Source organism: Amycolatopsis sp. NPDC033938 (genome assembly GCF_055575975.1).
Genome location: NZ_JBVIRO010000016.1, coordinates 146,298 through 168,350, shown reverse-complemented (window position 1 = coordinate 168,350; position 22,053 = coordinate 146,298). Strand labels below are relative to the sequence as shown.

At 67.6% G+C, this 22,053-nt stretch carries 18 protein-coding genes; 14 read left to right on the top strand and 4 right to left on the bottom strand.

Translation table 11 applies throughout. The features are described from left to right. The first annotated feature begins 309 nt into the window (after nucleotides 1-309). From ACZ5ZX_RS31990 to ACZ5ZX_RS31975, 4 genes are all read left to right on the top strand, one after another. Entirely contained in the window at nucleotides 310-1,188 is an 879-nt protein-coding gene (locus ACZ5ZX_RS31990) for a MerR family transcriptional regulator (protein WP_465505707.1), read from the top strand. 68 nt (nucleotides 1,189-1,256) lie between these two features. Continuing rightward, nucleotides 1,257-2,264 (top strand): DUF5914 domain-containing protein, encoded by a 1,008-nt coding sequence (locus ACZ5ZX_RS31985; RefSeq protein ID WP_465505706.1) that lies wholly within the window; start codon nucleotides 1,257-1,259, stop codon nucleotides 2,262-2,264. Between the two features lie 668 nt (nucleotides 2,265-2,932). Further along, nucleotides 2,933-4,009, top strand: coding sequence for an NAD-dependent epimerase/dehydratase family protein (locus ACZ5ZX_RS31980; RefSeq protein ID WP_465505705.1), 1,077 nt, complete (start codon nucleotides 2,933-2,935; stop codon nucleotides 4,007-4,009). Nucleotides 4,010-4,025: 16 nt separating this feature from the next. Next, nucleotides 4,026-5,618 (top strand): phytoene desaturase family protein, encoded by a 1,593-nt coding sequence (locus ACZ5ZX_RS31975; RefSeq protein ID WP_465505704.1) that lies wholly within the window; start codon nucleotides 4,026-4,028, stop codon nucleotides 5,616-5,618. Here ACZ5ZX_RS31975 and ACZ5ZX_RS31970 read toward each other — a convergent pair. After that, the gene (locus ACZ5ZX_RS31970; RefSeq protein WP_465505703.1) at nucleotides 5,609-6,070 is read right to left on the bottom strand and encodes an SRPBCC family protein; all 462 of its coding nucleotides are present in this window, start codon (nucleotides 6,068-6,070) and stop codon (nucleotides 5,609-5,611) included. The genes ACZ5ZX_RS31975 and ACZ5ZX_RS31970 overlap by 10 nt on opposite strands. Nucleotides 6,071-6,635: 565 nt before the next feature. Here ACZ5ZX_RS31970 and ACZ5ZX_RS31965 point away from each other — a divergent pair. Both ACZ5ZX_RS31965 and ACZ5ZX_RS31960 read left to right on the top strand, forming a co-directional pair. Next, nucleotides 6,636-7,097, top strand: a complete 462-nt coding sequence (locus tag ACZ5ZX_RS31965; RefSeq protein ID WP_465505702.1) for a hypothetical protein — start codon at nucleotides 6,636-6,638, stop codon at nucleotides 7,095-7,097. An 84-nt stretch (nucleotides 7,098-7,181) separates the two neighbouring features. Then, nucleotides 7,182-7,442: a hypothetical protein gene (locus tag ACZ5ZX_RS31960; protein ID WP_465505701.1), complete on the top strand. Its 261-nt coding sequence runs from the start codon at nucleotides 7,182-7,184 to the stop codon at nucleotides 7,440-7,442. 40 nt (nucleotides 7,443-7,482) lie between these two features. Here ACZ5ZX_RS31960 and ACZ5ZX_RS31955 read toward each other — a convergent pair whose 3' ends face one another. Next, complete coding sequence (locus ACZ5ZX_RS31955; RefSeq protein ID WP_465505700.1) at nucleotides 7,483-10,539, bottom strand: glycoside hydrolase family 2 TIM barrel-domain containing protein; 3,057 nt, start codon at nucleotides 10,537-10,539, stop codon at nucleotides 7,483-7,485. A gap of 301 nt (nucleotides 10,540-10,840) precedes the next feature. Between ACZ5ZX_RS31955 and ACZ5ZX_RS31950 the strand changes: the two genes are divergently transcribed. Next, a complete protein-coding gene (locus tag ACZ5ZX_RS31950; RefSeq protein WP_465505699.1) occupies nucleotides 10,841-12,199 on the top strand; it encodes an SGNH/GDSL hydrolase family protein in 1,359 nt (452 codons plus the stop codon). Between the two features lie 14 nt (nucleotides 12,200-12,213). On the opposite strand, the gene ACZ5ZX_RS31945 is transcribed toward ACZ5ZX_RS31950, so the two are convergent. After that, nucleotides 12,214-13,245, bottom strand: a complete 1,032-nt coding sequence (locus tag ACZ5ZX_RS31945; RefSeq protein ID WP_465505698.1) for a LacI family DNA-binding transcriptional regulator — start codon at nucleotides 13,243-13,245, stop codon at nucleotides 12,214-12,216. Nucleotides 13,246-13,377: 132 nt separating this feature from the next. Between ACZ5ZX_RS31945 and ACZ5ZX_RS31940 the strand changes: the two genes are divergently transcribed. Continuing rightward, nucleotides 13,378-14,460 carry a LacI family DNA-binding transcriptional regulator gene (locus ACZ5ZX_RS31940; protein ID WP_465505697.1) on the top strand — a complete coding sequence of 361 codons (1,083 nt, stop codon included), beginning with the start codon at nucleotides 13,378-13,380 and terminating at the stop codon, nucleotides 14,458-14,460. After that, a complete protein-coding gene (locus ACZ5ZX_RS31935; RefSeq protein WP_465505696.1) occupies nucleotides 14,408-15,145 on the top strand; it encodes a cupin domain-containing protein in 738 nt (245 codons plus the stop codon). Before ACZ5ZX_RS31940 ends, ACZ5ZX_RS31935 begins: the two co-directional genes overlap by 53 nt. Before the next feature lie 276 nt (nucleotides 15,146-15,421). Here ACZ5ZX_RS31935 and ACZ5ZX_RS31930 read toward each other — a convergent pair whose 3' ends face one another. Beyond that, complete coding sequence (locus tag ACZ5ZX_RS31930; protein ID WP_465505695.1) at nucleotides 15,422-16,627, bottom strand: glycoside hydrolase family 2 protein; 1,206 nt, start codon at nucleotides 16,625-16,627, stop codon at nucleotides 15,422-15,424. Nucleotides 16,628-16,968: 341 nt separating this feature from the next. Between ACZ5ZX_RS31930 and ACZ5ZX_RS31925 the strand changes: the two genes are divergently transcribed. Genes ACZ5ZX_RS31925 through ACZ5ZX_RS31905 form a run of 5 tightly spaced genes read left to right on the top strand, consistent with a single transcriptional unit; the run spans nucleotide 16,969 to nucleotide 22,030 of the window. Further along, nucleotides 16,969-17,892: a carbohydrate ABC transporter permease gene (locus ACZ5ZX_RS31925; protein WP_465505694.1), complete on the top strand. Its 924-nt coding sequence runs from the start codon at nucleotides 16,969-16,971 to the stop codon at nucleotides 17,890-17,892. Then, nucleotides 17,882-18,733 (top strand): carbohydrate ABC transporter permease, encoded by an 852-nt coding sequence (locus ACZ5ZX_RS31920; RefSeq protein ID WP_465505693.1) that lies wholly within the window; start codon nucleotides 17,882-17,884, stop codon nucleotides 18,731-18,733. The genes ACZ5ZX_RS31925 and ACZ5ZX_RS31920 overlap by 11 nt, the downstream gene beginning before the upstream one ends. A gap of 20 nt (nucleotides 18,734-18,753) precedes the next feature. Beyond that, nucleotides 18,754-20,064, top strand: coding sequence for an ABC transporter substrate-binding protein (locus tag ACZ5ZX_RS31915; RefSeq protein ID WP_465505692.1), 1,311 nt, complete (start codon nucleotides 18,754-18,756; stop codon nucleotides 20,062-20,064). Further along, nucleotides 20,061-21,143: a Gfo/Idh/MocA family protein gene (locus tag ACZ5ZX_RS31910; RefSeq protein WP_465505691.1), complete on the top strand. Its 1,083-nt coding sequence runs from the start codon at nucleotides 20,061-20,063 to the stop codon at nucleotides 21,141-21,143. The genes ACZ5ZX_RS31915 and ACZ5ZX_RS31910 overlap by 4 nt, the downstream gene beginning before the upstream one ends. Then, nucleotides 21,134-22,030, top strand: a complete 897-nt coding sequence (locus ACZ5ZX_RS31905) for a DUF6807 domain-containing protein (protein WP_465505690.1) — start codon at nucleotides 21,134-21,136, stop codon at nucleotides 22,028-22,030. Before ACZ5ZX_RS31910 ends, ACZ5ZX_RS31905 begins: the two co-directional genes overlap by 10 nt. Nucleotides 22,031-22,053 lie beyond the last annotated feature (23 nt).

The following is a 22,053-nucleotide window of genomic DNA, read 5'->3' as shown; positions in this document are numbered from 1 at the left end:
CAAGGAAGTTCCGGGGTTTCCTGGGGCTTCTCGGCTCAAACCTGGATCGCTCGCGGATCGAAGAAAACCGCCATGCGAACGAGGGTGGTCCGGCCCCCGCCACCCTCGGGAGCCCGGTGCCCCTCGCGCCGGGCTCCCGACGCCCGGCGGCGGCCGGCGTCGGCCGGGATCTCCCCGGTCACGCCCAGCCGCCGCCGGGCGTTCGTTCGTTCCGGAAGACGGTATGCGCCTGTCCGCGTCCGGTGACCTCGTAAGCTGCCCGCAGTTGATATTCGTGCGAGCGGGCACTCGCACCGGAACGCGGAATGGATGGACGTCGACGAGATGAGCGGCCGTGCCGGAGGTTCGTGGACTCCTGGCAAGGTCGCCGAGGTGCTGGGCGTCTCGCCGGTCACGCTCAGGACCTGGGCCGCGCGTTACGGTGTCGGCCCCACCTTGCGGGGCGAGGGGCGTCATCGCCGGTACTCGGACGCGGACGTCCGCAAACTGCAACATATGCAACGGCTGATCGACCGGGGGATTCCTGCCCGCGAGGCGGCCGCGGCGGCCTTCTCCGGTGCCGACGTCACGGTCCCCGACGTGCCGGTCGACAGGCTGGTCGGCGAACTGGAGCAGGCCGCGGAAGACCTCGAGTTCGCCTCCATCGCGGCGTTGCTGGACGAGACCCTCGGCTCGATCGGCGCGGCGGCGACGTGGACCGACGTGTTGCTGCCGATCCTGCGCCGCCTCGGGCGCCGCTGGGCCGGGGGTGACGTGTGCTTCGAGTCGGAATGGGCGCTCACCACCGAGGTTTCCCTGGCGCTGCAACGCTATGTCGCCCGCTTCGCCACCGTGCCCACCGAACGTGGAGTGCTCATCGCCTGTTGCCCGGACGAGCGGCACGGCCTGCCGGTCGAAGCGCTCCGCGCGTCGCTGCTGGAGATCGGTATTCCCGCTCTCTACCTCGGTCAGCTGGTACCCGCGGAGACCATGGCGGGCCTGGCGTCCAAACTGGATCCGGTGCTGGTGGTGCTGTGGTCGATGTCCGCCGCCACTGTCGACGTCCTGCTGTGCGAGCGTTTGCAGCGGCAGGAAACCGAGGTCGTCGTCGCCGGTCCCGGCTGGGAAGGGCTTGACGTCCGTGGCGCACCCTGGGTCAACGACCTGACCACCGCGCTGGATGCCGCCGCCGCTCACTTCAAGGCCTGAACCGTTGCGGGATCGCTTCAAGTGCCTGAGGATGGCAGGGAGACGACGCGCGGCAGAGAGGGCTTCCGGTGGATCTCAGGCGGCAGGTGGTCGAACGGTGGCCGTCGAAGTGGCCGGTCCAGCTGTTCCGTGAACCGGCTTGGGCCCGGCAGGAACCGACCTACCGAGAATGCGGCCCCGCGCTCATCGACGCCGCGGTCAAACGCGCCGACGCCCGTCCGGCCGGCAATTGGTTCGTCGTCGCGGCCTGCCGTGAGATCCGCGAGGATCGGCCGCTGGGGCTGCGCGTCGGTGGCCGCGAGCTGGTGGCCTGGCGTGGCCAGGACGGTGAGCTGGTCATCGGACCCGGTGCCTGCCCGCATCTCGGTGCCCCGCTCGAGCAGGCTCGTGTCCATTGTGGAGAGTTGGTCTGCCGGTGGCACGGGCTGCGGATCGGTCCGGGGCGGCCGGGCTGGTCGCGGTTGCCGTCCTACGACGACGGAGTGCTCGCCTGGGTGCGCCTCGACCGCTTCGGTGGCGAAAACCCCACGGAGCGGCCGATCGTGCCGGTCCGCCCGCGAGGTGAGGTCACCATCGACGCGGTCGCGACGCTGACCGGGACGTGCGAACCCGCGGACGTCGTCGCCAACCGGCTCGATCCCTGGCACGGCGCCTGGTTCCACCCGTACTCGTTCACGCGGCTGCGGGTTCTGTCGGCGCCACAAGGGAACGACGTGACCGACGCCGACGACAAATTCGTCGTCGAAGTGACCTTCCGGCTCGCCGGGAAACTGGGGGTGCCGGTGATCGCCGAGTTCACCTGCCCCGAGCCCCGCACGGTACTGATGACCATCGTCGACGGCGAAGGCACGGGCAGTGTGGTCGAAACCCATGCCACCCCGCTCGGGAACGGCCCCGACGGGCGACCGCGCACCGCCGTGATCGAGGCGACGATAGCCACCTCCGACCGGCCCGGTTTCGCCAAGGCCGCCCGGATCGCACCGGCACTGCGGCCACTCATGCGCCGCGCGTCCGCCCGGCTCTGGCGGGACGACCTCGCCTACGCCGAGCGGCGCTACGCCCTGCGGTGTCCGTGAAGGCCTCCTTCACTACCTTGAAGGTCAATGCCAGGAACTTAAGCGACGGTTCCTGAGGCTCTCCAACTGTCCATAAAGGATTAACCGAGGGGTGATTCGTCCGATTGATTACCCTTTGCCCGTTTTATCAAGTCCGTGAAGGCCTCCTTGAGGGACTCTGGGTCCCTCAAGGAGGCGTGGTCTTGTGTACCTACGTCTGACCAGCAGATGAGCAGTGATTCGGCGGGCGGTCGAGCGTGTCTGTGAAGGATTTGGGACGTTGAGTGTCCCAAATCCTTCATAGACAGCGGGGATCGCCACCGGTTCGGAGGCTGATCAAGGGCACCTCACTCAGGTCGCCGGTACGGGTGCGAGACCTCCACCAGTAAGTCAACAAATCAGTGCTCGCCAAGGAGGCCTTCACGGACCATCGACACCATCGACCTTCGTCGGCGAACAGTCACTGCCCGAACGGACGGTACGTACTGGAGCCGGGCTACCCGACCTGGGCGCACATGTCCGACACGCGACCGGTCTTAAGTTCCTGACATTGACCCTGAAGGTAGGGAAGGAGGCCTTCACGGACTGTGAGCCGATCACGCCATGTCGCCTCAGCCTCAATAGAGCCAGGTACCTAAGAGAGGGTTCGCACACGTTTCCGCGATCACGGGCCCGGGTAAGCGCAGACTGTGCGGATCGTGATCACCGGGGCGACCGGAAATGTCGGAACGGCGCTGCTCCACGCCCTCGAACCCGGCGACGACGAGCTGATCGGCGTGGCCAGGAGGCTGCCCGACACCACGGCGGCGCCGTATCGCGCGGCGGCCTGGTCGGCTATGGACCTCGGGGACGACGTCGGCCGCGCGAAGCTGACCGACCTGGTGGAGGGCGCCGACGCGGTCGTCCATCTCGCCTGGGCGATCTCACCGGAGCGCGGGGACCCGCCGATGTGGCGGACCAACGACCACGGGACCCGGAACGTGCTCGCCGCGGTCGCCGCGGCGGGGGTACCGCAGCTGGTCGTCCTGTCGTCCGTCGCCGCCTACGGGCGAGCGCCGCGCTGGAAGAAGGTCACCGAGGATTGGCCGCGCGAGGGCATCCCGACAAGCGCCTATAGCCGGGGCAAAGCCGGACTGGAGGCCTTGCTCGACCGGTTCGAGGCGACCCATCCGGAGATCGGGGTGGCCAGGTTGCGGCCGTGCGCGATCCTGCAGCGACGAGCGGCGGGGGAGTTCGAGCGCTGGCTGCTGGGCCCGGCCGTCCCCGTCGGTGTCGTGGGCCGCCGATGGCTGCCGCTTCCGCTCTGGGCGGATCTGCGGGCGCAGGCGGTGCACAGCGACGACGTCGCCGAAGCGATCCGCCTGGTGCTCGAGCGACGCTTCACCGGAGCGGTGAATCTCGCCGCCCCGGGTGTGCTCGACGCCGACGCGCTGGCCGGTCTGCTCGGCGGGATCCGGGTCCCGGCGCCACGATCACTCGTCCGGGTGGCCGCGCATGCCGCCTGGCGGACGGGCGCCTTGCCGCTGCACCCCGGTTGGCTGGATCTCGCCGACGGCGCGCCGCTCGTGGACACCACCCTCGCCGAGACCGCGTTGGGCTGGACACCCCGGTACGACGCCGCCAGTGTGATCGGGGAACTGGTCGCCGGACTCCGGTCGGGTGAAGGTGCCGCGAGTGCCCCGCTCGCTCCGCCGCGTGGGCACGGTTTGGTGACCAGGCTCCGCTCGCTCGCCCGTGGCAGGCCCAGCCACCAATCACAATCCTGACGATCGGGAGGCTCGGATGAGCACGGAAGTCTTCGACGCGGTCGTCATCGGCGCCGGCCACAACGGCCTGGTCGCGGCGAACCTCCTGGCCGACGCCGGCTGGTCGGTACTGGTGCTGGAGCAGGCGGAGAAGCCGGGCGGCGCGGTACGGACCGACGAAGTCACCGCGCCCGGGTTCCGCAACGACCTCTGCAGTGCGTTCTTCCCGCTCACCGCGGTGTCGCCGGTGATGCGGGGACTGCGGCTCGAAGAGCACGGGTTGAGCTGGCGGCATGCTCCCGAGGTACTCGCGCACGTACTGCCCGACGACCGGTGCGCGGTGCTCTCCCGCGACATCGAGCGGACGGCGGCGTCGGCCGACGAGTTCGCGCCGGGTGACGGTGCCGCCTGGCGGAGCTTGTTCGCGCAGTGGCAGGACCTTCGCGAACCGCTGCTGAACGCGTTGTTCACGCCGTTCCCGCCCGTGCGCCCCGCCGTGCGGCTGCTGCGGCGGACCGGTGTCGCCGACGCGCTGCGGCTGGCGCGGATGCTCACCCTGCCCGCCCGCCGGTTGGGAGAAGAGCATTTCGACGGCGAGGGCGCCCGGTTGCTGCTGGCCGGCAACGCCGCGCACAGCGATATCTCCGTGGACAACGCGGGCAGCGCCGTCTTCGGCTGGCTGCTCGCGATGATCGGGCAGGACGTCGGCTTCCCCGTGCCGGTCGGCGGAGCGGGTGAGCTGATCGCGGCACTGGTGCGACGGCTTTCCGCGCGCGGCGGTGAGATCCGATGTGGTTGCCCGGCAACGGAAGTGCTGGTCGCGGGTGGACGGGCGATGGGCGTGCGAGACGGCGACGGCAACCCGGTCCGGGCGCGCAAGGCGGTACTCGCGGACGTTCCGGCGCCGACGTTGTACGGCGACATGGTCGCGCCGGAATGGCTGCCCTCGCGGCTGCTCGACGATCTCGGCCGGTTCCAATGGGACAGTGCCACGGTGAAGGTGGATTGGGCGCTGTCCGGTCCCGTTCCGTGGACGGCGGAAGGCGCTCGCGGGGCGGGCACGATCCACCTCGGCGCGGATTTGGACGGCTTGTCGGCGTTCGGCGGCGACCTGGTCCGCGGCCGGAGTCCGCGGAATCCGTTCCTGCTGTTCGGGCAGATGACGACGAGCGACCCGCTCCGATCGCCGCCGGGTACCGAGGCGGCGTGGGCGTACACCCATGTTCCCCGCGGGCTGATGGAGAACCGGGAAGAACTGGACCGGCAGGTCGCGCGGATCGAAAAGACGGTCGAGGCCAGGGCACCGGGATTCCTCGACCTGATCCAGGGCCGGTACGTGCAGGGCCCGCTCGAACTGGCCGCGCACGACCCCGGGCTGGTCGGGGGCGCGATCAGCGGCGGGACCACGGCCATCCACCAGCAGTTGTTCTTCCGGCCGGTCCCCGGCCTCGGCCGCGCGGACACCCCGGTCGACCGCTTGTTCCTCGCGGGCTCGTCGGCGCATCCGGGGGGCGCGGTCCACGGCGGCCCCGGCGCCAACGCGGCCCGCGCCGCGCTGACCAGGGCGGGCCTGCTCGGCGAGGGCTACGCGGCGGCGATCGGCGCCGCGAACCGGATGGTCTACCGCTGAGCGCCCTTGCGGTTCGCGTACTTCCCGGTCGCCAGATCAGCCAGACGGGCGAGAGCTTCGGTGTTGCGCGGCTTGGCGACCAGCGCCTGAACCGCCTCCGGCAGCACCTTGCCGGGACCGCGCACGACGCTTTCCTTCATCCTGATCTCGGTCTTGCCCTCGCCGTGGGGGAGGAGCGTGACCTCGACCGCCGCCGCGCCGAGCGGCCAGCCCCTCGCCTCCAGAGACAGGGAAACGCCGGGCTCGACCGCCTTCACGACCGTGACGTCCTGGATGTGGAAGGGCCATGGTCCGACGCTGTGGTGGATCCGGGAACCGACGGCGGGCCAGCCCTCGTCGACGTCACGGATATGGGAACTGCCGACGACCCAGCTCGCGTAAAGCCAGCCGTCGGCGAGCACGGTGAAAACGGCGTCCGGCGGTACGTCGACGATTCGGCTGACTTCGCTCACTTCGTCCTCCTGTTGTGGGGTGACAGCGCACGGATACCCCGACGGTGCGAATCGAATGCGCAACGCCCGGTGGATACCCGGGACGGGTGAGTTCAACCGGCAGGCTATTTCGACAAGAACACCCCTGCTCTTGAGGGGTAAGTCAACCGTTTCGTGATCGTGGGCGGGCGGCGCTGAGTCGTAACTCGCGTGCCTGGATCCAACACTCGGGTGTTCCGGCTTCAGGCACGCGAGATCGGTGCCACGTCACCCCGGCCACCACCCCGCCGAACACGCCACCTTTGCCCTATCCCATAGAACCCGAATCGCCACTCACGACCAGCCGCCCCTTCACCCGCAGCCTCAAGTCAGGAAAGTCCGTGAAGGCCTCCTTCCCTACTCTCAAGGTAGGGAAGGAGGCCTTCACGGACCAGCGACTCCGGCCCTGTTCCCGCCGCTTTTGCCTTACCCCCTCAACGGAAGCGTTCGGGGAGCGCTGAGTGCATTCGCGAGCATCACAGGCGTGTGCCGGATCCTGGTCGTTAGGCTTGGCCTGCCCTGGACGACGACGTGCCGTGGAGGCGTGATGCGGGTTGGCGGATATCCACGGGTGCATCTCCAGCACAACCACAACTGGCGGCGGGAAGGGTCACTGAGCATCCTGACCTACTCGCTGCATCCGATCCCGGTGCCACGGCCTGCCAAGGGAGTGAAGACCGCCCCTGTGCGGTGCGGTGCCTGCGAAACCGAATTCGACATACGGGTCTACAGCGCCCAGCACACCAGGATCACACGTTTGCTGTTGCTGCTGGTCGGCCTCGTGACACTGGTCGCGACGGTGCTGATCGCCGTGCAGCTCATGGGATCGGACGAGCCTCGCCGCGGCAGCGCACCACCGGAGTCGAGTCTGTCCTACCTCCCGGTCGGCTTCGGCATAGTGGCCCTCTTCACCGTCAGCGCCGTCGGAATCGTCGGTTCGTATTTCTACGACGGGGTGCGGCTGCCTCGGCGCAGTGGCCACGCGCTTCGCCGTCCGCGTCGGCGCTGACGGAGACACCGCTATTACGGGCCGCAAGCGGCGTTCTTCGCCGAACAATTCGACATCGGCGTCCGCTACCAGGTCACCTCGATCGTGGCCGGTTCCCTGGCACCGATCATCGCCGTGGCCCTGCTCAAGAACTACGGCACCGCGACGCCGGTCATCGGCTACGTCGTCATCGCCGCGATCATCTCGATGCTGGGCATCCTGGTCGCCAAGGAAACCCGCCCACGACTCGTGCCCGATCACGACCGGTGGACCGGCGGCCGAGTGGGGAAGATTCCGGACGCTCAACGGCCGGAATCTTCCCCACTCGAACGGACCGCCCCACCAGCCCTAAGGTCCTGGCATTGACGCTCAAGGTAGGGAACACACGCTCACCCGAAGACCACGGTCAAGGGCCGGCGGTGAGTTCGGCGATCTGAAGGAAGCCTGCCGAGGTGCCGGGTGCCCGGCTGGTCAGGTCGAGCTTGATGCGGTCTGTCCGGACGGGCTCGAAGCTGATCCGGGTCGGCCGGTTCGAGCCGTCCGCCCACTCGATACGGGTGCCGCGCGCCGGTACGAAGCGGCGTCCGTCCCAGTAGGACACGTCGATCGTGGCGGGTAGAGCGCGTGCGGCGTCGGTCGTGAAATAGGCCTGGACAGTGCCGACAGACCCCGAGAGCCCTGATATCGATACCCACTCGTGCGCGTGCGCGCGGCTCACGGCGGGCAGCAGGGCCGTCGCCTTCTTCGCGTAGTAGTTCGACCAGCCGCCGCTGGTGGTGTTCTTGTCGAGCATCGCGGACGGAAGCGTGTCCGCCGCCCCGGAGTAGCTCGCGTCCGCCGCCGGGACGCCCCTGGGCGGAACCGGTGGCCCGTACGCGCCTGGGAAGGACTCGCCTCCGCCGGCGGAGAGCAGGGTGGTCACTCCGGTACGGAGGCCCGGCGAGCGCGCCGTGACCACGACCGGGCCCGCGGATCGCCCCGGTGCGACGATGGCGAGTGCCTTGCCGTTGAACGCGCTCCGGGAGGACGCCCGGTAGTTCTCGGCGCTTTCCTCCTGCCCGTTGTCCAGGCCCGCCAGCTCGCCACCGTGGACGTCGAACGAGATCAGGTTGTCCGCCTGCGGAACCACCACGCCGTGCTCGTCGACGACATCCGCGGTGATGAAGGACAACGACCTGCCGGAACCGAGTACTGTCCGGTCCGGGGTCAGCCGGATGGCGCGCGGAGCGCCCGCGGTGGACACCTCGTCCCTCGCGACTTCGGTACCGCCCCGCTTCGCGACCGCGACCAGCCGCCCAGGCGAGAACGGCACGGTCCACGTCAGGTGCAGCTTTCCCGCGCTGCCGTTCGGGCTGGTGTAGCTGCCGGGATAGGCGCCGGTGGTGACCGTCTTGTCGTCACCGGTGGCCTCGGTCGTCTCCAGATACCGGGTGCCGGAAGTGGTCGTCTTCGTGTCGAAGGACCGGGTGCCCAGCGACTTGCCGTCGAGGAACAGCTCGACGGACTCGGCGTTGCTGTACGCCCATACGGAGACCTTGTCTCCCGGCCGGTGATCGGTCCAGTTCATCGGCAGCAGATGGACCATCGGCTCGGTCGTCCACTGGCTGCGGAAGAGATGGTAGAAATCCTTGGCGAACCCGGCCGTGTCGACAGCGCCGAAGAACGACGCCTTCACCGGGAAGTCGTCCCAGTACGGGGTCGGCTCGCCGAGATAGTCGATCCCCGTCCAGAGGAACTGCCCGGCGAAATACCGGCGGTCGCGGTCCTTCTTCAGGCCGTATTCACCGCTGTAGGTCCACGACTCGAGGTTGTTGTCGTAGGAGGAAGTCCCGCGTTTGCCGGGGGTGTGGTTCTCGCCGGTGTTGAGCTGTTCGGGATCCTGGTACACCCCGCGGGTCGAAGTGGACGACGACGATTCGCTCTCGAAGAAGAATTTGGTGGGGTACCTCGCGTGCAACGCGTCGACGGACGCGGCCGTGTTGTAGTTGAGCCCCATGCCGTCGAGCAGGTGGAGGATCTGGTCTTGGGGTGACCCCGGGGCCGGGACCGTGCGGTACCGGTCAGAGCCCATCACCACGGGGCGCGTCTTGTCGACGGCCCGGACGTCCTCGATCAGCCGCCGGGCGATGGGCACGCCGGCCGCGGTGGCGGAATCGGGGATCTCGTTGCCGATCGACCACATGACGACGGCGGGGGAGTTCTTCGCCGCGTGCACCATCTCCTGGACGTCGGCGGTGCTGTGGGCATCGAAGAACCTGGCGTAGTCGTTCTTCGTCTTCGGGGTCCGCCAGGAGTCGAAGGCCTCGATCTGCATGAGGATGCCCATTTCGGCGCAGGCCTTGATCAGCTCCGGCGCCGGGGGATTGTGCGAGGTCCGCACCGCGTTGACCCCCATGCTCTTCATGATCTCGAGCTGGCGGACGATGGCGTCGGTGTTGACCGCTGCGCCCAGCGCGCCCAGATCGTGGTGCAGGTTGACGCCCTGGAGTTTCATGGGCTTGCCGTTGAGGGAGAAGCCCTCGTCCGCGTCGAAGGTGAACCAGCGGATGCCCAGTGGCGTACTGGTCGTGTCGACGACCTTCCCCTTGACGCGGAGCTGAGTGTCCACTGTGTACAGATACGGCCGGTCCGTCGACCACAGTTCCGGGTCGTCGATCCGGATGTCGACGCCACCCGCGCCGGGTACGGACAGGCGGGTCGATCCCGATCCGGCGATCCGGCCGCTCGCGTCCTTGATCGTCGAGACGACCTCTGCCTGCCGGGTATCGCCATGCGCGACGGCGACCGTCGTGTCCACGCGCACGGTCGCGAAGCGCGACTTGAGCGTGTTCGCGAGGTCGGGCGTGGTCACCGTGACGCCGTGGCGGGCCACGTGCACCGGATCGGTGACCACCAGCCGCACGGTGCGGTAGATCCCGCTGCCGGAGTACCACCTGCTGCTGGGCACCTGGTTGCGCACCTTGACCGTGAGGACGTCGGCCGTGCCGTCGGTATGCGCGAACGGTGTCAGGTCGAGGCTGAAACCCGTGTAGCCGTAGGGGTGCGTGCCGATCAGCCTGCCGTTGAGGTAGACCTCGGAGTCCATGTACACGCCGTCGAACTCGATCGACACCTGCTTGCCCGCCATCGCCCGGGGCAGCCGGAAAGCCTTGCGGTACCAGCCGAGCCCGCCGGGCAGGAACGCCGTGCCCGCGGTCGTTTCCGGGCTCGCCACCGGGTTCAGCCCGATACTCCAGTCGTGGGGGAGGCGGACATCGCGCCACGACGGGTCCTGCGCGCTCGGCTGTGGTGCGTCCGCGCCCGTGGTGTTGACCAGCGCGAACTTCCAGCCCCGGGTGAAGTCCACCGCCCGGCCGGCGTCGGCGACCGCTTCGGCTCCCGGGGTGGCCGCGGCGGGCACGGAGACCAGGCCGAATATGACGAGGATGCCGGCGAGTAGTGCCAGCGAGCGACGGAACGACATCGAACTCCTTTGTCCCAGCCGGAAAACGGCGACACGGATCGGCGAAGGCGTCGCCGCGGCGCATTGCTGGTAGCCGTCCGGTAGCTGTGAACGTTCACAGTATCGCCCCGTTTCTCGCCCGTAAAGGCCGAAGTTACGTCTTCGGAGAGCGGATTGGTCGGCACTCTGGGTGTTGTGCACGATCCCAGCCCCTTCTTGACTCCAGGGACATCGACATGCTGGAATACGTTTTCCAGACCTCGCGATCGCCCTCGTCACGGTCCACTTAGGACAGGTCAGTGGCCCGAGATCGGAAGTCCCTATGTGTGCCGAACAACGGCTGACCCGTCGGATTCCTCGGCTGCGTGCCGTCGCGGCCGTCGCGGCGGCGACGGTCACCTTGATCGCGTCCCCGGCGGAGGCTGACATCGCGGCGGGCGTGCTGATCGACGAGACGTTCGACGTCCAGACGAACCCGGTGAATTTCGGCTTCCCCGCCGGAGCCGCGGTGTCGGGCGGGGTCCTGAACGTCACCAGGGGGATGGGCGATCACACCACCGCCGTCAAGACGTTCGCCGCGGCCGTCACGAGCGAGCGCACCCTCGATCTGACCTTCGACTGGAAGACCGCCGTCACCGGCAGCGGGCACAGGTCGGGGCTGGAACTGCGTGACAGCCAGGGTGATCTCGTGTTCGCGCTCGCGGGCACCCCGGCCGAACTGCGCTACGGCCTGACCGGGCCCGCGTCCGACTCGTCGTCGGCGCCCGACTCGCTCGATCCGGTCTGGACCAAGCTCACCTACGACCGCTCCAAGTGGTACACGGTGGACCTGCACCTCGACTTCACCCTGCGGCGGGTGCAATACCTGATCTCCACCAAGGAGACCGCGACGAAGGTCATGGCCTCCGGTACGGCCAGCATCGACGGCGAGGGACTCGCGAAGCTGGTCGCCTGCAACTACGTCGGCACCGGAGTACAGGCGATCGACAACTTCCGCCTCGTCGCTCCCGCCGGCGCGGCGAACGGGCGCTTGAAAGGCAAGACGATGTACGCCTTCGGTGACAGCATCGTCGCGGGTCACACCTACCCGCGCGGCTTCGCGAACCTCGTGGCCGAACGCGAGCAGATGACGCTGACCAAGTACGCCGTGAACGGCGCGTCGATCGGGCCCAGCGGCAATCAGATCATCACGCAGGTGCGCGCCGCCGCCTCACGGACGCCTGACCACGTCGTGTTCGACGGTGGCACGAACGACGCCGAACTCATCCACGGCGACCGGTTCGAGGTCGGCACGATGGCGAGCGGCTTCGACCCGGCCACCTTCGACAAATCCACCTACGCGGGCTCGCTCGAGACCACCATCCAAGCCATGCGGGCCAAATGGCCTGCCGCGAGGATCACCTACGTCGCCGTCCACAAGCTCGGCTCTCGTGACTGGAACACGCAGCTCGCGATCCGCGCGGTGACGCTGCGGATCGCCGGGAAGTGGGGCATCACGGTCGCGGACGTCTTCGGCGGCACCACATTGGACACCCGCGTCGACAGCCAGCGGGTGGCGTACACCTTCAACGGCCAGGTCAACGGCTACCCCGGAACCGGCGGCACCGGCACCCATCCGAACCTCGCCGGTATCACCGCGTTCTACGTGCCGGTGCTCACCGGCGCGCTGATCCGGCCATGACGCCGGTCGCGGGATCAGCTTCGCCGAGGGGTGCTCTCCCGCAGGACGACGGTCGTCGGCAGCCACACGATCTCGCTGTTGTCCTCGCCGTTCAGCGCGAGGTCGATCGCGCGACGGCCCATGGCCCGCATGGGGACGCCGACCGAGGTCAACGCGGGTTCCACGTCGATGGCCGCGCCGATGTCGTCGAAGCCCGCGACCGCGAGGTCGCGTCCGGGGACAAGGTCCGCGTCACGCAACGCCCGCATGACACCGATCGCCATGACGTCGTTGGCCGCGAAGATCAGGTCGACGTCGTCCAGGCCGCGGTCGAGAAGTCCGGTCGCGGCCGTGTGTCCGCCGTCTTCGGTGAAGTCGGTTTCGACGATGAACCGGTCGGCCACCTCGATCTTCGCTGCGGCGAGGCCCGCGAGGAAACCCGCGAAGCGGTCACGGGAAGTGCGCAGCGCGTCCGGCCCGCGCAGCACGGCGAACCGGCGGTAGCCGTGGGAGACCAGCGCGGTGGCCAGTTCCGCGGCGCCCGCGTGGTTGTCGATCGCGACGGTTCCGTAAGGCAGGCCAGGTTGGCTCACCACGGCCACGCGTCCGCCCGCGGCCTCGTATTCGCGCAGTTCGGCCACCAGCGCGTCCTGGGCGGCGCCGATCCGGCTGCCCGCGAGGACGATGGCGTGCGGCCGGTGACCGCGCAGGGTCGAGACGATCTCCAGTTCGCGATCCGGCGAGCGTCCGGTGACCGCCATGGTCACGATCAGTCCCGCGGCCTCGGCGCCTTCGAGCGCGCCCGCGGCGATGGAGGAGAAGTACGGGTCGTCGATGTCGTGCACGATCAGCGCGACGGTGTTCGTCGATCCCTTGGCGTTGGCCTGTGCCGACAGGTTCGGCACATATCCGAGGTTCGCGGCCGCTTCCAGGACGAGAGCCCGCTTCTCCTCGCTGACCTTGCGTGTGCTCCCGTTGAGCGCGCGCGACGCCGTGGCCGGCGAGACGCCCGCCGCCATCGCCACGTCCCGCAGTGTGGGGGAGGAACCGGTGCGTTGCTCGGTCATGGGGTGACGTCTCGTTTCGCTCGATCCGCGAGGTCCTTGTGGATCCCGGCCTCAGGTGATGGAATGCGTTTTCTGGAAGTGGGCTCCACGGTAGCGCGGCCGGCCGCTTTCCACGTTCGAAATGGAGTGGTGATGCCGCATCCGGCACGGGGCACGGTGACGTTGCATGACGTGGCGGCCGAGGCCGGGGTTTCGCTCGCGACCGCGTCACGGGTGCTGGGCAGCAGCTCTCGTACCGTCGCCGCCGAACTTCGGGAGCGGGTCCTCGCCGCGGCCGAGCGGCTGCGCTACACGGCCGACGCTTCCGCACGGGCGATGCGGCGGATGAGTGACTCACTCGCGCTCATCGCCGATGACCTCACCACGCCGTCGATAGCCGTCGTGGTGTCCGCGATGGAGCGAGAAGCCAGCACCACCGGCGCGTTCGTCACCGTTTCGGCGACCCGTGGCGATCCCGAACGGCAACTGGACGCGATCCACCGGATCCGCTCCCTGCGGCCACGGGCCTTGGTGCTGACGTCGGGCCGGGTCAACGCCGACGCGCTCGAAGGCAGGCTGCTCACGGAGTTGCGCGCGTACGAACACGACGGCGGACGCGTCGTGATCGTCGGGGACACGGACCTGCCGTTCCACTCGGTCGGATTCGACAACCTCGGCGCCGCACGCGCTCTCGGCCGCCATGTGGCCGAGACGGGGCACCGGCGGGTCGCGATCATCGCGGGTGCCCGCCAAGCGGCGCAGTCGGCCAGGACCACCGGGTTCGTGGAGGGACTCCGCATGGGCGGTGTCGCGGAGTCCGCGGTGCGGATCGTGCACTGTGAAGTGAGCAGGGAGGGCGGATTCGAGGCAGCGCGACAGCTCGCTTCCGAAGGCCTGGCCGGGACCGACGCCATCCTCGCGGCCAACGACCTGATCGCCGTCGGCGCGCTGCGTGCCTTGCGTGAGGCCGGAGTGGTGGTGCCGCACGACGTCTCGTTGACCGGTTTCGACGACATCCGGCTGGCGGTCAACGTGACGCCGAGGCTCACCACCGTGGCGCTGCCGCTCGCGTACGCCGGAACCGAGGCGATCCGGCTCGCGCTCGGCGAAATCGACGCGGTCACCCATGTGACCGTCGAAGGACGGCTGGTCGTACGGGACAGCACGATCTTGAGGAGCGTTCATGGTGACACCGCTTCCGGGCGCGGTCGGCGTGTCGGGGCTGCGAGTCTATGAGTGGGCGACCGCGGACGGGGTTTGTGGCGGCTCACCGCACGTGCACCTGACCTGCTCCGAAAGCTACGTCGTCATCGAGGGCCGCGGCCGGGTGCAGACCTTGACCCGGCAGGGATTCGCCGAGACGGAACTGCGGCCGGGGGCGGTGGCCTGGTTCACGCCGGGCACCATCCACCGGCTGGTCAACGACGGCGGTCTGCGGATCGTGGTCATCATGCAGAACAGCGGCCTGCCGGAGGCGGGCGACGCGGTGTTCACGTTTCCGCCCGGCACGCTCGCGGACCCGGAGGCGTATGCCGAAGCCGCGTCTCTCGCGAGCCGCGACAACGCGTACGCCGGTGACGAGGACGCCGCCCGGCGTCGCCGGGATCTGGCGATCGAGGGGTTCATCGAACTGCGCAGGCGGGTCGGAGACGGCGACCACACCGCGCTCACGGAGTTCTACCAGGCGGCTGTGCGGCTGAAACACGGATTGTTCGCCGACTGGGAACGACGATGGCGAACCGGCGCGCTGGCCGCCGCGCACGAAACGGGAGAACAACTGGCACGGTTGCGGGCCGGCGACGTCAGCCACCTGACGGAGGCCGACATCCGGGTGCTGGAGCCACCGGCCGAGCAGCGGTTCGGCATGTGCGGCCATCTCGACGTCCACGATCCGTCCGCCGGGAAATCGCCGCACGCCTAGATGTGCGGATTTGCACGTTCGATTGATGTCGCTATGGACGTTTCTGCGTGGAGTGGTGAGGGGGTAAGGCAAAGTTGTCGTGACCGGCACCCGCAACTCCGGGAGCCGGGTATGTCTCCAATGTGGTCAACGGAAGATCCGGGACACTCAACGTCCGGAATGTTCCCCACTCGACCGCACCGGCAACCCGCACAAGCTCCATACCAGTAGGTAGACGAATACGAGTCCCTCAATGCCACATCAGAGACATCAGGCCGCGGCGCGAGCCGATAGCCTTCACGGACGTCGCGAGCCACCGGGACGGTAAAACCTGCCCGGGTCGAGTTCGGCGACGATCCGTGGCAGCAGATCGGTGAAGTAGTCCGATCTCCAGGTCCGATCGCGCGACCGGTTGGACTCGAAGTCACCGAGGTTCTCTCGGTCGCAGTTCCAGATGGCCAGTGAGGTGTGGGGCATCAGGCGGGCGACGTTCTCGCGGGTTTCGGCCGCGAGTTCCCCGCAGACCGGGCGCCGGGTGGGACAGGTGGCGGAGAGATGCGGGAAGTCTTGCCAGACAAGGACACCACGTTCGTCACAGATGTCGTAGAAGTCATCGGACTCGTAGTTTCCGCCACCTCGGACCCGCAGCAGGTTGACCCCGTCGGCGACGGCCTCGCCCACTCGGCGGAGCAGATGGTCTTTGGTGTTCCGGGCGGAATCGTGGTCGTCCGGAATCCAGCAGGCGCCCTTGACGAGGATCGGTTTCCCGTTCACGACCACGGTGAACGGAGCGCCGATCTCGTCGGGCGTGGTGTCCACGGTGATCGTGTGGAACCCGATCCGCTTCGTGACGCCGTCGAGCCGTTCACCGGTCGATTTCGCGCGCAGCTCGACCGCGAGGTCGTACAGGGACTGCGTTCCGTGCCCCGCCGGCCACCAGAGGTCGACGTCGGGCACGTCGATCGGCACGATGACCGTCTTCGCCCCGGCCGGGACCTCCACGATGCGCGCCGCGGCGCCCACGGTGATCCGCAGTACCAGATCTCGGTGGCGCTCGTCCGCCCAGGCGATGTCCGTGTGGAGTTCGATCTGACCGGTCCCGTCGCCGGAGACGGTCACGACCGGGCGAACCCGTCCGAGTCTGGCCAGCCGCCACCGTTCCAGCCGGACCGGCCGCGGGATGCCCGCGGTCCGCGAGACCGGTCTTCGATCCGAGCCGGCGTGGAGCGACACCGTGAGGTCGTTTCCGCCGCGGACGAGGAGGTCCCTGATGTCGAAGCGGTAGCCGCGTCGCTTGTTGACCACGTGGCCGACTAGTTTCCCGTTGAGCTCGATGGCGGCGACGGGGGCCGGGCCGTCGAAGACGAGATCCACGCGCTCGCTTCGCTTCAACGTCGTCGCCGCGAAGGTGGTCGTGTATCGCCAGTCCGGAGGTTCGGCGGCATCGAGGGTCTTGTGCGAAGTCGTGAGCCGCCAGCCGTCATGAAGGTCCTGCCGGATCATCGAGACAGTCCTCCCTGGGGAAATCGGCCGCGGAAGTGAATACGTTTTCCCACTTGAGCCGGTCGACAGCGTACATGCCGGGAAGAGTCCAGTCACGAGGTCATTAGGGCGACGATGCGACGGCCTCCGCCCCTGGAGCGCACAAACTCCGCTGACTGGCGGGAAAGCACGCGGAAACCGAGGTGGCTCCCTGGTCGATCAGACCGGCACTTGACGTGGAGAAACCGGGGTGTCAGGGTGGAAAGCGTTTTCCGAAGATGCCTGATTCACGGAGTTGTGATCATGGTCCGTTCGAACAGCCACTCAGCCTTCCGGCCGCATCCCCTGCTGGCGCAGGTGATATGACCGCGCTCAACGAGTTCCGCAAACTACGGCGAGGCGGCGTCAAGGGCCGTAAGCGTGACAACAAGGCGGCGTTCTGGTTCCTGGCACCCTGGGGCGCCGGACTCGTCTTCCTCACGGCAGGCCCGGTCCTGGCCTCGCTCGGCCTCGGCTTCACCAAGTACAACCTGATCCAGCCGCCGAAGTTCATCGGCTTGGACAACTTCGCGCGCATCTTCACCGACGAGCGGCTGCACACCGCCCTGCGCGTGACCTTCACCTATGTGCTGGTGTCGGTACCGGTGCAGCTGGCGTTCGCGCTGGGCGTGGCCATGCTGCTCGACCGGGGCCTGCGCGGTTTGGCGTTCTATCGTTCGGCGTTCTATCTGCCGTCCCTGCTCGGGTCGAGTGTCGCGATCGCCGTGCTGTGGACCCAGATCTTCGGTGCCGACGGTCTGCTGAACCGCGTGCTCGGCTTCTTCGGCATTCAGGGCAAAGGCTGGATCTCCGACCCGGACACGGCGCTGTCGACGCTCATCGTGCTCAACGTCTGGACCTTCGGCGCGCCGATGATCATCTTCCTCGCCGGGTTGCGGCAGATCCCGATCTCGTACTACGAAGCCGCGGCGATCGACGGAGTGGGCCGGTGGTCCCGTTTCCGGCACATCACCCTTCCGCTGCTGTCGCCGATCATCTTCTTCAATCTGGTGCTGCAGATCATCCACGCCTTCCAGTCGTTCACCCAGGCGTTCGTGGTCTCCAACGGAACCGGGGGGCCGTCGGACTCGACCATGTTCTACACGCTTTACCTGTACCAGCAGGGGTTCAGCCGGTTCGACATGGGATACGCCTCCGCGCTGGCCTGGTTCCTGCTCTTGATCATCGGGGCGTTCACCGCCATCAACTTCTGGGCCGCGAGATTCTGGGTGTTCTATGACGACTGACCTCATGCGACCGATACGGCGGTTTTCCACTCCCGCCAAGCACATCGGCCTGATCCTTCTCGGCGTCGTGATGCTGTATCCGGTGCTGTGGATGGTGGTCAGCTCGTTGCGACCGGACGACGAGATCTTCCGCTCGCCCGGTTTGGTGCTCGACTCGTTGCGCACCGGTAACTACGTCGAGGGCTGGACGGCCCTGTCCGCGCCGTTCTCGGTCTACCTGGTCAATTCGACGATCGTCGTGATCGGCTGCATCATCGGGAATCTCGTGTCGTGCTCCATGGCCGCGTACGCGTTCGCGCGGCTGGATTTCGCCGGAAAGCGGTGGTGGTTCGGGATCATGCTCGGCACGATCATGCTGCCGATCCACGTGATCATCGTCCCGCAGTACATCCTGTTCTCCCAGCTCGGCTGGGTGAACACGTTCCTTCCGTTGATCGTGCCGAAGTTGCTGGCCACGGACGCGTTCTTCATCTTCTTGATGGTGCAGTTCATCCGTGGTCTGCCGAGAGAGCTGGACGAGGCCGCGCGCATCGACGGTTGCGGCCATCCCCGGATCTTCGTGCGGATCATCCTGCCGCTGATGAAACCCGCGCTCGCCACCACCGCCATCTTCACGTTCATCTGGACGTGGAACGACTTCTTCAGCCAGCTGATCTACCTGACGGATCCGGACATGTACACCGTTCCCGTCGCGTTGCGGACGTTCGTCGACTCGACCGTCTCGACGTCGTGGGGCTCACTGTTCGCGATGAACGTGGTCTCCCTCGTCCCGATCTTCCTGGCCTTCCTGTTCGGACAGCGTTACCTCGTCAGGGGAATCGCGACAACCGGCGGCAAGTAGCCGGAAAGGAAACCTTCACCATGTCCAAAAAGGTGGTTCGCCGGCTCGTGTGGGCCGTGCTGTTCACGCTATCAGCCGGCCTGCTGGTGGCCTGCTCCAGTGATTCCGACGCGGGCAAGGACCTGTCGGCCGAGCCGGTGACCCTGCGCTTCACCTGGTGGGGCTCGGATGACCGGCACAAGCGGACCCAGCAGGTCATCGAGCTGTTCCAGAAGCAGCATCCGAACATCACCGTGCGCGGTGAATTCAAGGAGTGGAACGGGTATTGGGACAGTCTCGCCACGACGGTGGCGGCCAACGACGCCCCGGACATCATCCAGATGGACGAGCTCTACCTGGCCTCCTACGCCGAACGCGGCGCGCTGCTCGACCTCAACGAGGCGCGCAAACACCTCGTCACCGCGGACTTCGACAGCAAGGCGCTGGCCACCGGCGCCATCGACGGCAAGCAGTACGCGCTGCCGATCGGTCTCTCCGCCTATTCGGTCGTGGTGAACACGGACCTGCTCGCCAAGTACGGCATCGCGGTGCCGGACGACACGAAATGGTCGTGGGAAGACCTGCGCAAGACGGGCGAACAGGTGTCCAAGGCGGGCGGCGGCAGTGTGTGGGGCATCCAGTCCTTCGGCTTCAACGACGCCGGTGGACTGAACATCTGGGCTCGTCAGGCCGGGGCGTCCGTGTTCGACGCTCAGGGCAAGGTGGTCATCCCGCCGAAGGTTCTCCAGGACTACTGGTCCTACCTGCTCGACATCGCCAAGAACGGGATCGCCCCGCCGCCGCCGGTGACCGTCGAGAAGGCCTCCGCCGGTTTGCCCCAGTCCGCCACGGCGACCAACGCCGCCGCGTTCGGCTGGTGGTGGAACACCCAGCTGACCGCGCTGACCGCGGCGAGTGGAGCGAAGCTCAAGCTGCTCAGGCTACCGGGAGAGGCGCAGGCGAAAGCGCCTTCTGCGTACTACAAGCCGTCGATGTTCTGGTCGGTATCGGCCCGCTCCAAGCACCCGGCCGAAGCGGCCGCGTTCGTGAACTTCCTCGCCAACGACCAAGAAGCCGCCAAGATCCTGCTCACCGAACGTGGCGTGCCCGCCAACCCGAAGCTGCGCGCGGTGATCAACGACAGGCTGAAGGAGACCGACAAGATCGCGGCCGAATTCCTCGACAAGCTCCCGGTCAGCGATCCGCCGAGGGTGACGCCGAACGGCGCCAGCACCATCGAGACGATCCTCAAGCGGCACACCGAGAACGTCCTTTTCGGCCGGGCGACGCCGGAGCAGACCGCCACCGCGTTCATCAAGGAACTCCAGTCCGAAGTGGACGCTGCCCGATGACCCGCACCCATCGCGTCGCGATCGTCGGGACCGGCGCGATCGCGGGCGCCCACCTGAAGGCCTTGCGCGCCACGGGAGACCGGGTCGCCGTGGTCGCCGTGGTCGACGTCGACCTGGACAAGGCGAGCGCGTTCGCGGACGAATGGGGCATCCCGCGCGTGTACGCGAGTACCAGTGCGCTGTTGGACCGGGAGACCGTGGACGTGGTCCACCTGTGCGCTCCGCCGCGTCACCACACGCCGATCACGCTCGAATGCCTCGCCGCGGGCGTGACGGTGTTCGTGGAGAAGCCGCCCACCTTGTCCCTCGCCGAGATGGACGAACTCATCGAAGCGGAACGGGTTTCCGCCGGACAGGTCGCGACCGTGTTCCAGCACCGGTTCGGGCAAGGGGCGGTCCGGCTGCGACGGCTCACGGCCGAGGGTGTGCTCGGCAGACCGTTGCTGGCGGGCTGTGCGACCTTGTGGTATCGCGACGAGGCCTACTTCGCCGTGCCGTGGCGGGGGACTTGGGACAGCGAAGGCGGCGGTCCCACCATGGGCCACGGCATCCATCAGTTCGACCTGATGCTGTCGATCCTCGGTCCGTGGCAGGAGATCCGCGCACTGGCCGCCCGGCGGGCGCGCGACGTGCGGACCGAGGACGTCTCCATGGCGTTGGTGACCTTCGCGAGCGGCACCGTGGCGACGGTCGTGAATTCCGTGGTGTCACCTCGGGAAACGTCGGCGCTGCGGTTCGACTACGAGCACGCGACCGTCGAGCTGGAGCACGTGTACGGGTACACCGACGCGGACTGGTCCATACATCCGGTCGCCGGTCGTGAGGACGTCCTTTCACTGTGGGACAACGATAGTTCGGATGTGGTCAGCGGTCACGCGTGCCAGGTCGAGGCGCTGTACGACGCCTTGGACCGTGACGGCGTACCACCTGTCGGGACGGCGGACGCGAGGAACACCATGGAGTTCGTCGCCGCGCTCTACGCGTCGGCCTTCACCGCGAAGCCGGTCTTCAGCGGCGAGATCACCGCGGATCACCCGTTCTACAAGTCGATGGAAGGAACTGGCACGCCGTGGCACTGAATCTCGCGATCACCCGGCATGACGACAAGGCGCTCGTGGTGAGCGCAGGCGAGGTGGAACTCTTCGAGTACGTCTACCGCCCGGAGACGCTGCCGTTCGAAGGCCCGAAACCGTACCTGCACCCCGTCCGGACGCTGGCCGGGGACGTGGTCACGGCTTACCGGCCGAACGATCACCGGTGGCACAAGGGTATTCAGCTGACGGCGACCGACGTGTCAGGGCAGAACTTCTGGGGCGGCGTGACCTATGTTCGAGACCAGGGCTACGTGGACTTGCCGAACGTCGGGTCGATGCGGCACGAGGACTTCGTCATCGGTGAACGAGGTCCGGAACGTGTCGGCTTCGAAGAACGGTTGACCTGGCACACCCAAGCGGGAGAACACTGGGTGGACGAGGTGCGCGAGCTCGTCGTGCGTGACGTCGGCCACGAGGCATGGACGCTCGAGTTCGCCACCGAGCTGACGAACACCCACCCGGAATCGCTCGTTCTCGGCAGCCCCACGACCAGCGGGCGGGAAATGGCCGGGTACACCGGTTTGTTCTGGCGCGGTCCGCGGGCGTTCACCGACGGTGCGGTGATCGCGGCCGACGGGCTCGAAGGCCCGGAGCTCATGGGCAAACCCGCCCGTTGGCTGGCCTACGTCGGCCACCACGACGAGGTCGATCGAGCCTCGACGATGCTCTTCATGGACCACCCTGACAACAAGAGCACGCACTGGTTCGTGCGCAATAACCCGTTTCCCGCCGTCAATCCGTCCTTCGCCTTCTTCGATCCGCTCGTACTCGATCAGGGTGACACCTTGAAGCTGCGCTACCGCGTCGTCATCGCGGACGGCGCTTGGGATCGAACCCGTCTTGAATCCTATGTGGACGGACATCCATGGTGATTTCGCGGCTCCACGGCCGGTGA

Excerpts from the sequence above, each read along its gene's own strand:
- ACZ5ZX_RS31990 (WP_465505707.1), top strand. The coding sequence starts at position 310 with ATGGACGTCGACGAGATGAGCGGCCGTGCCGGAGGTTCGTGGACTCCT.
- ACZ5ZX_RS31975 (WP_465505704.1), top strand. The coding sequence starts at position 4,026 with ATGAGCACGGAAGTCTTCGACGCGGTCGTCATCGGCGCCGGCCACAAC.
- ACZ5ZX_RS31965 (WP_465505702.1), top strand. The coding sequence starts at position 6,636 with ATGCGGGTTGGCGGATATCCACGGGTGCATCTCCAGCACAACCACAAC.
- ACZ5ZX_RS31955 (WP_465505700.1), bottom strand. The coding sequence starts at position 10,539 with ATGTCGTTCCGTCGCTCGCTGGCACTACTCGCCGGCATCCTCGTCATA.
- ACZ5ZX_RS31950 (WP_465505699.1), top strand. The coding sequence starts at position 10,841 with ATGTGTGCCGAACAACGGCTGACCCGTCGGATTCCTCGGCTGCGTGCC.
- ACZ5ZX_RS31945 (WP_465505698.1), bottom strand. The coding sequence starts at position 13,245 with ATGACCGAGCAACGCACCGGTTCCTCCCCCACACTGCGGGACGTGGCG.
- ACZ5ZX_RS31940 (WP_465505697.1), top strand. The coding sequence starts at position 13,378 with ATGCCGCATCCGGCACGGGGCACGGTGACGTTGCATGACGTGGCGGCC.
- ACZ5ZX_RS31935 (WP_465505696.1), top strand. The coding sequence starts at position 14,408 with ATGGTGACACCGCTTCCGGGCGCGGTCGGCGTGTCGGGGCTGCGAGTC.
- ACZ5ZX_RS31930 (WP_465505695.1), bottom strand. The coding sequence starts at position 16,627 with ATGATCCGGCAGGACCTTCATGACGGCTGGCGGCTCACGACTTCGCAC.
- ACZ5ZX_RS31925 (WP_465505694.1), top strand. The coding sequence starts at position 16,969 with ATGACCGCGCTCAACGAGTTCCGCAAACTACGGCGAGGCGGCGTCAAG.
- ACZ5ZX_RS31920 (WP_465505693.1), top strand. The coding sequence starts at position 17,882 with ATGACGACTGACCTCATGCGACCGATACGGCGGTTTTCCACTCCCGCC.
- ACZ5ZX_RS31915 (WP_465505692.1), top strand. The coding sequence starts at position 18,754 with ATGTCCAAAAAGGTGGTTCGCCGGCTCGTGTGGGCCGTGCTGTTCACG.
- ACZ5ZX_RS31910 (WP_465505691.1), top strand. The coding sequence starts at position 20,061 with ATGACCCGCACCCATCGCGTCGCGATCGTCGGGACCGGCGCGATCGCG.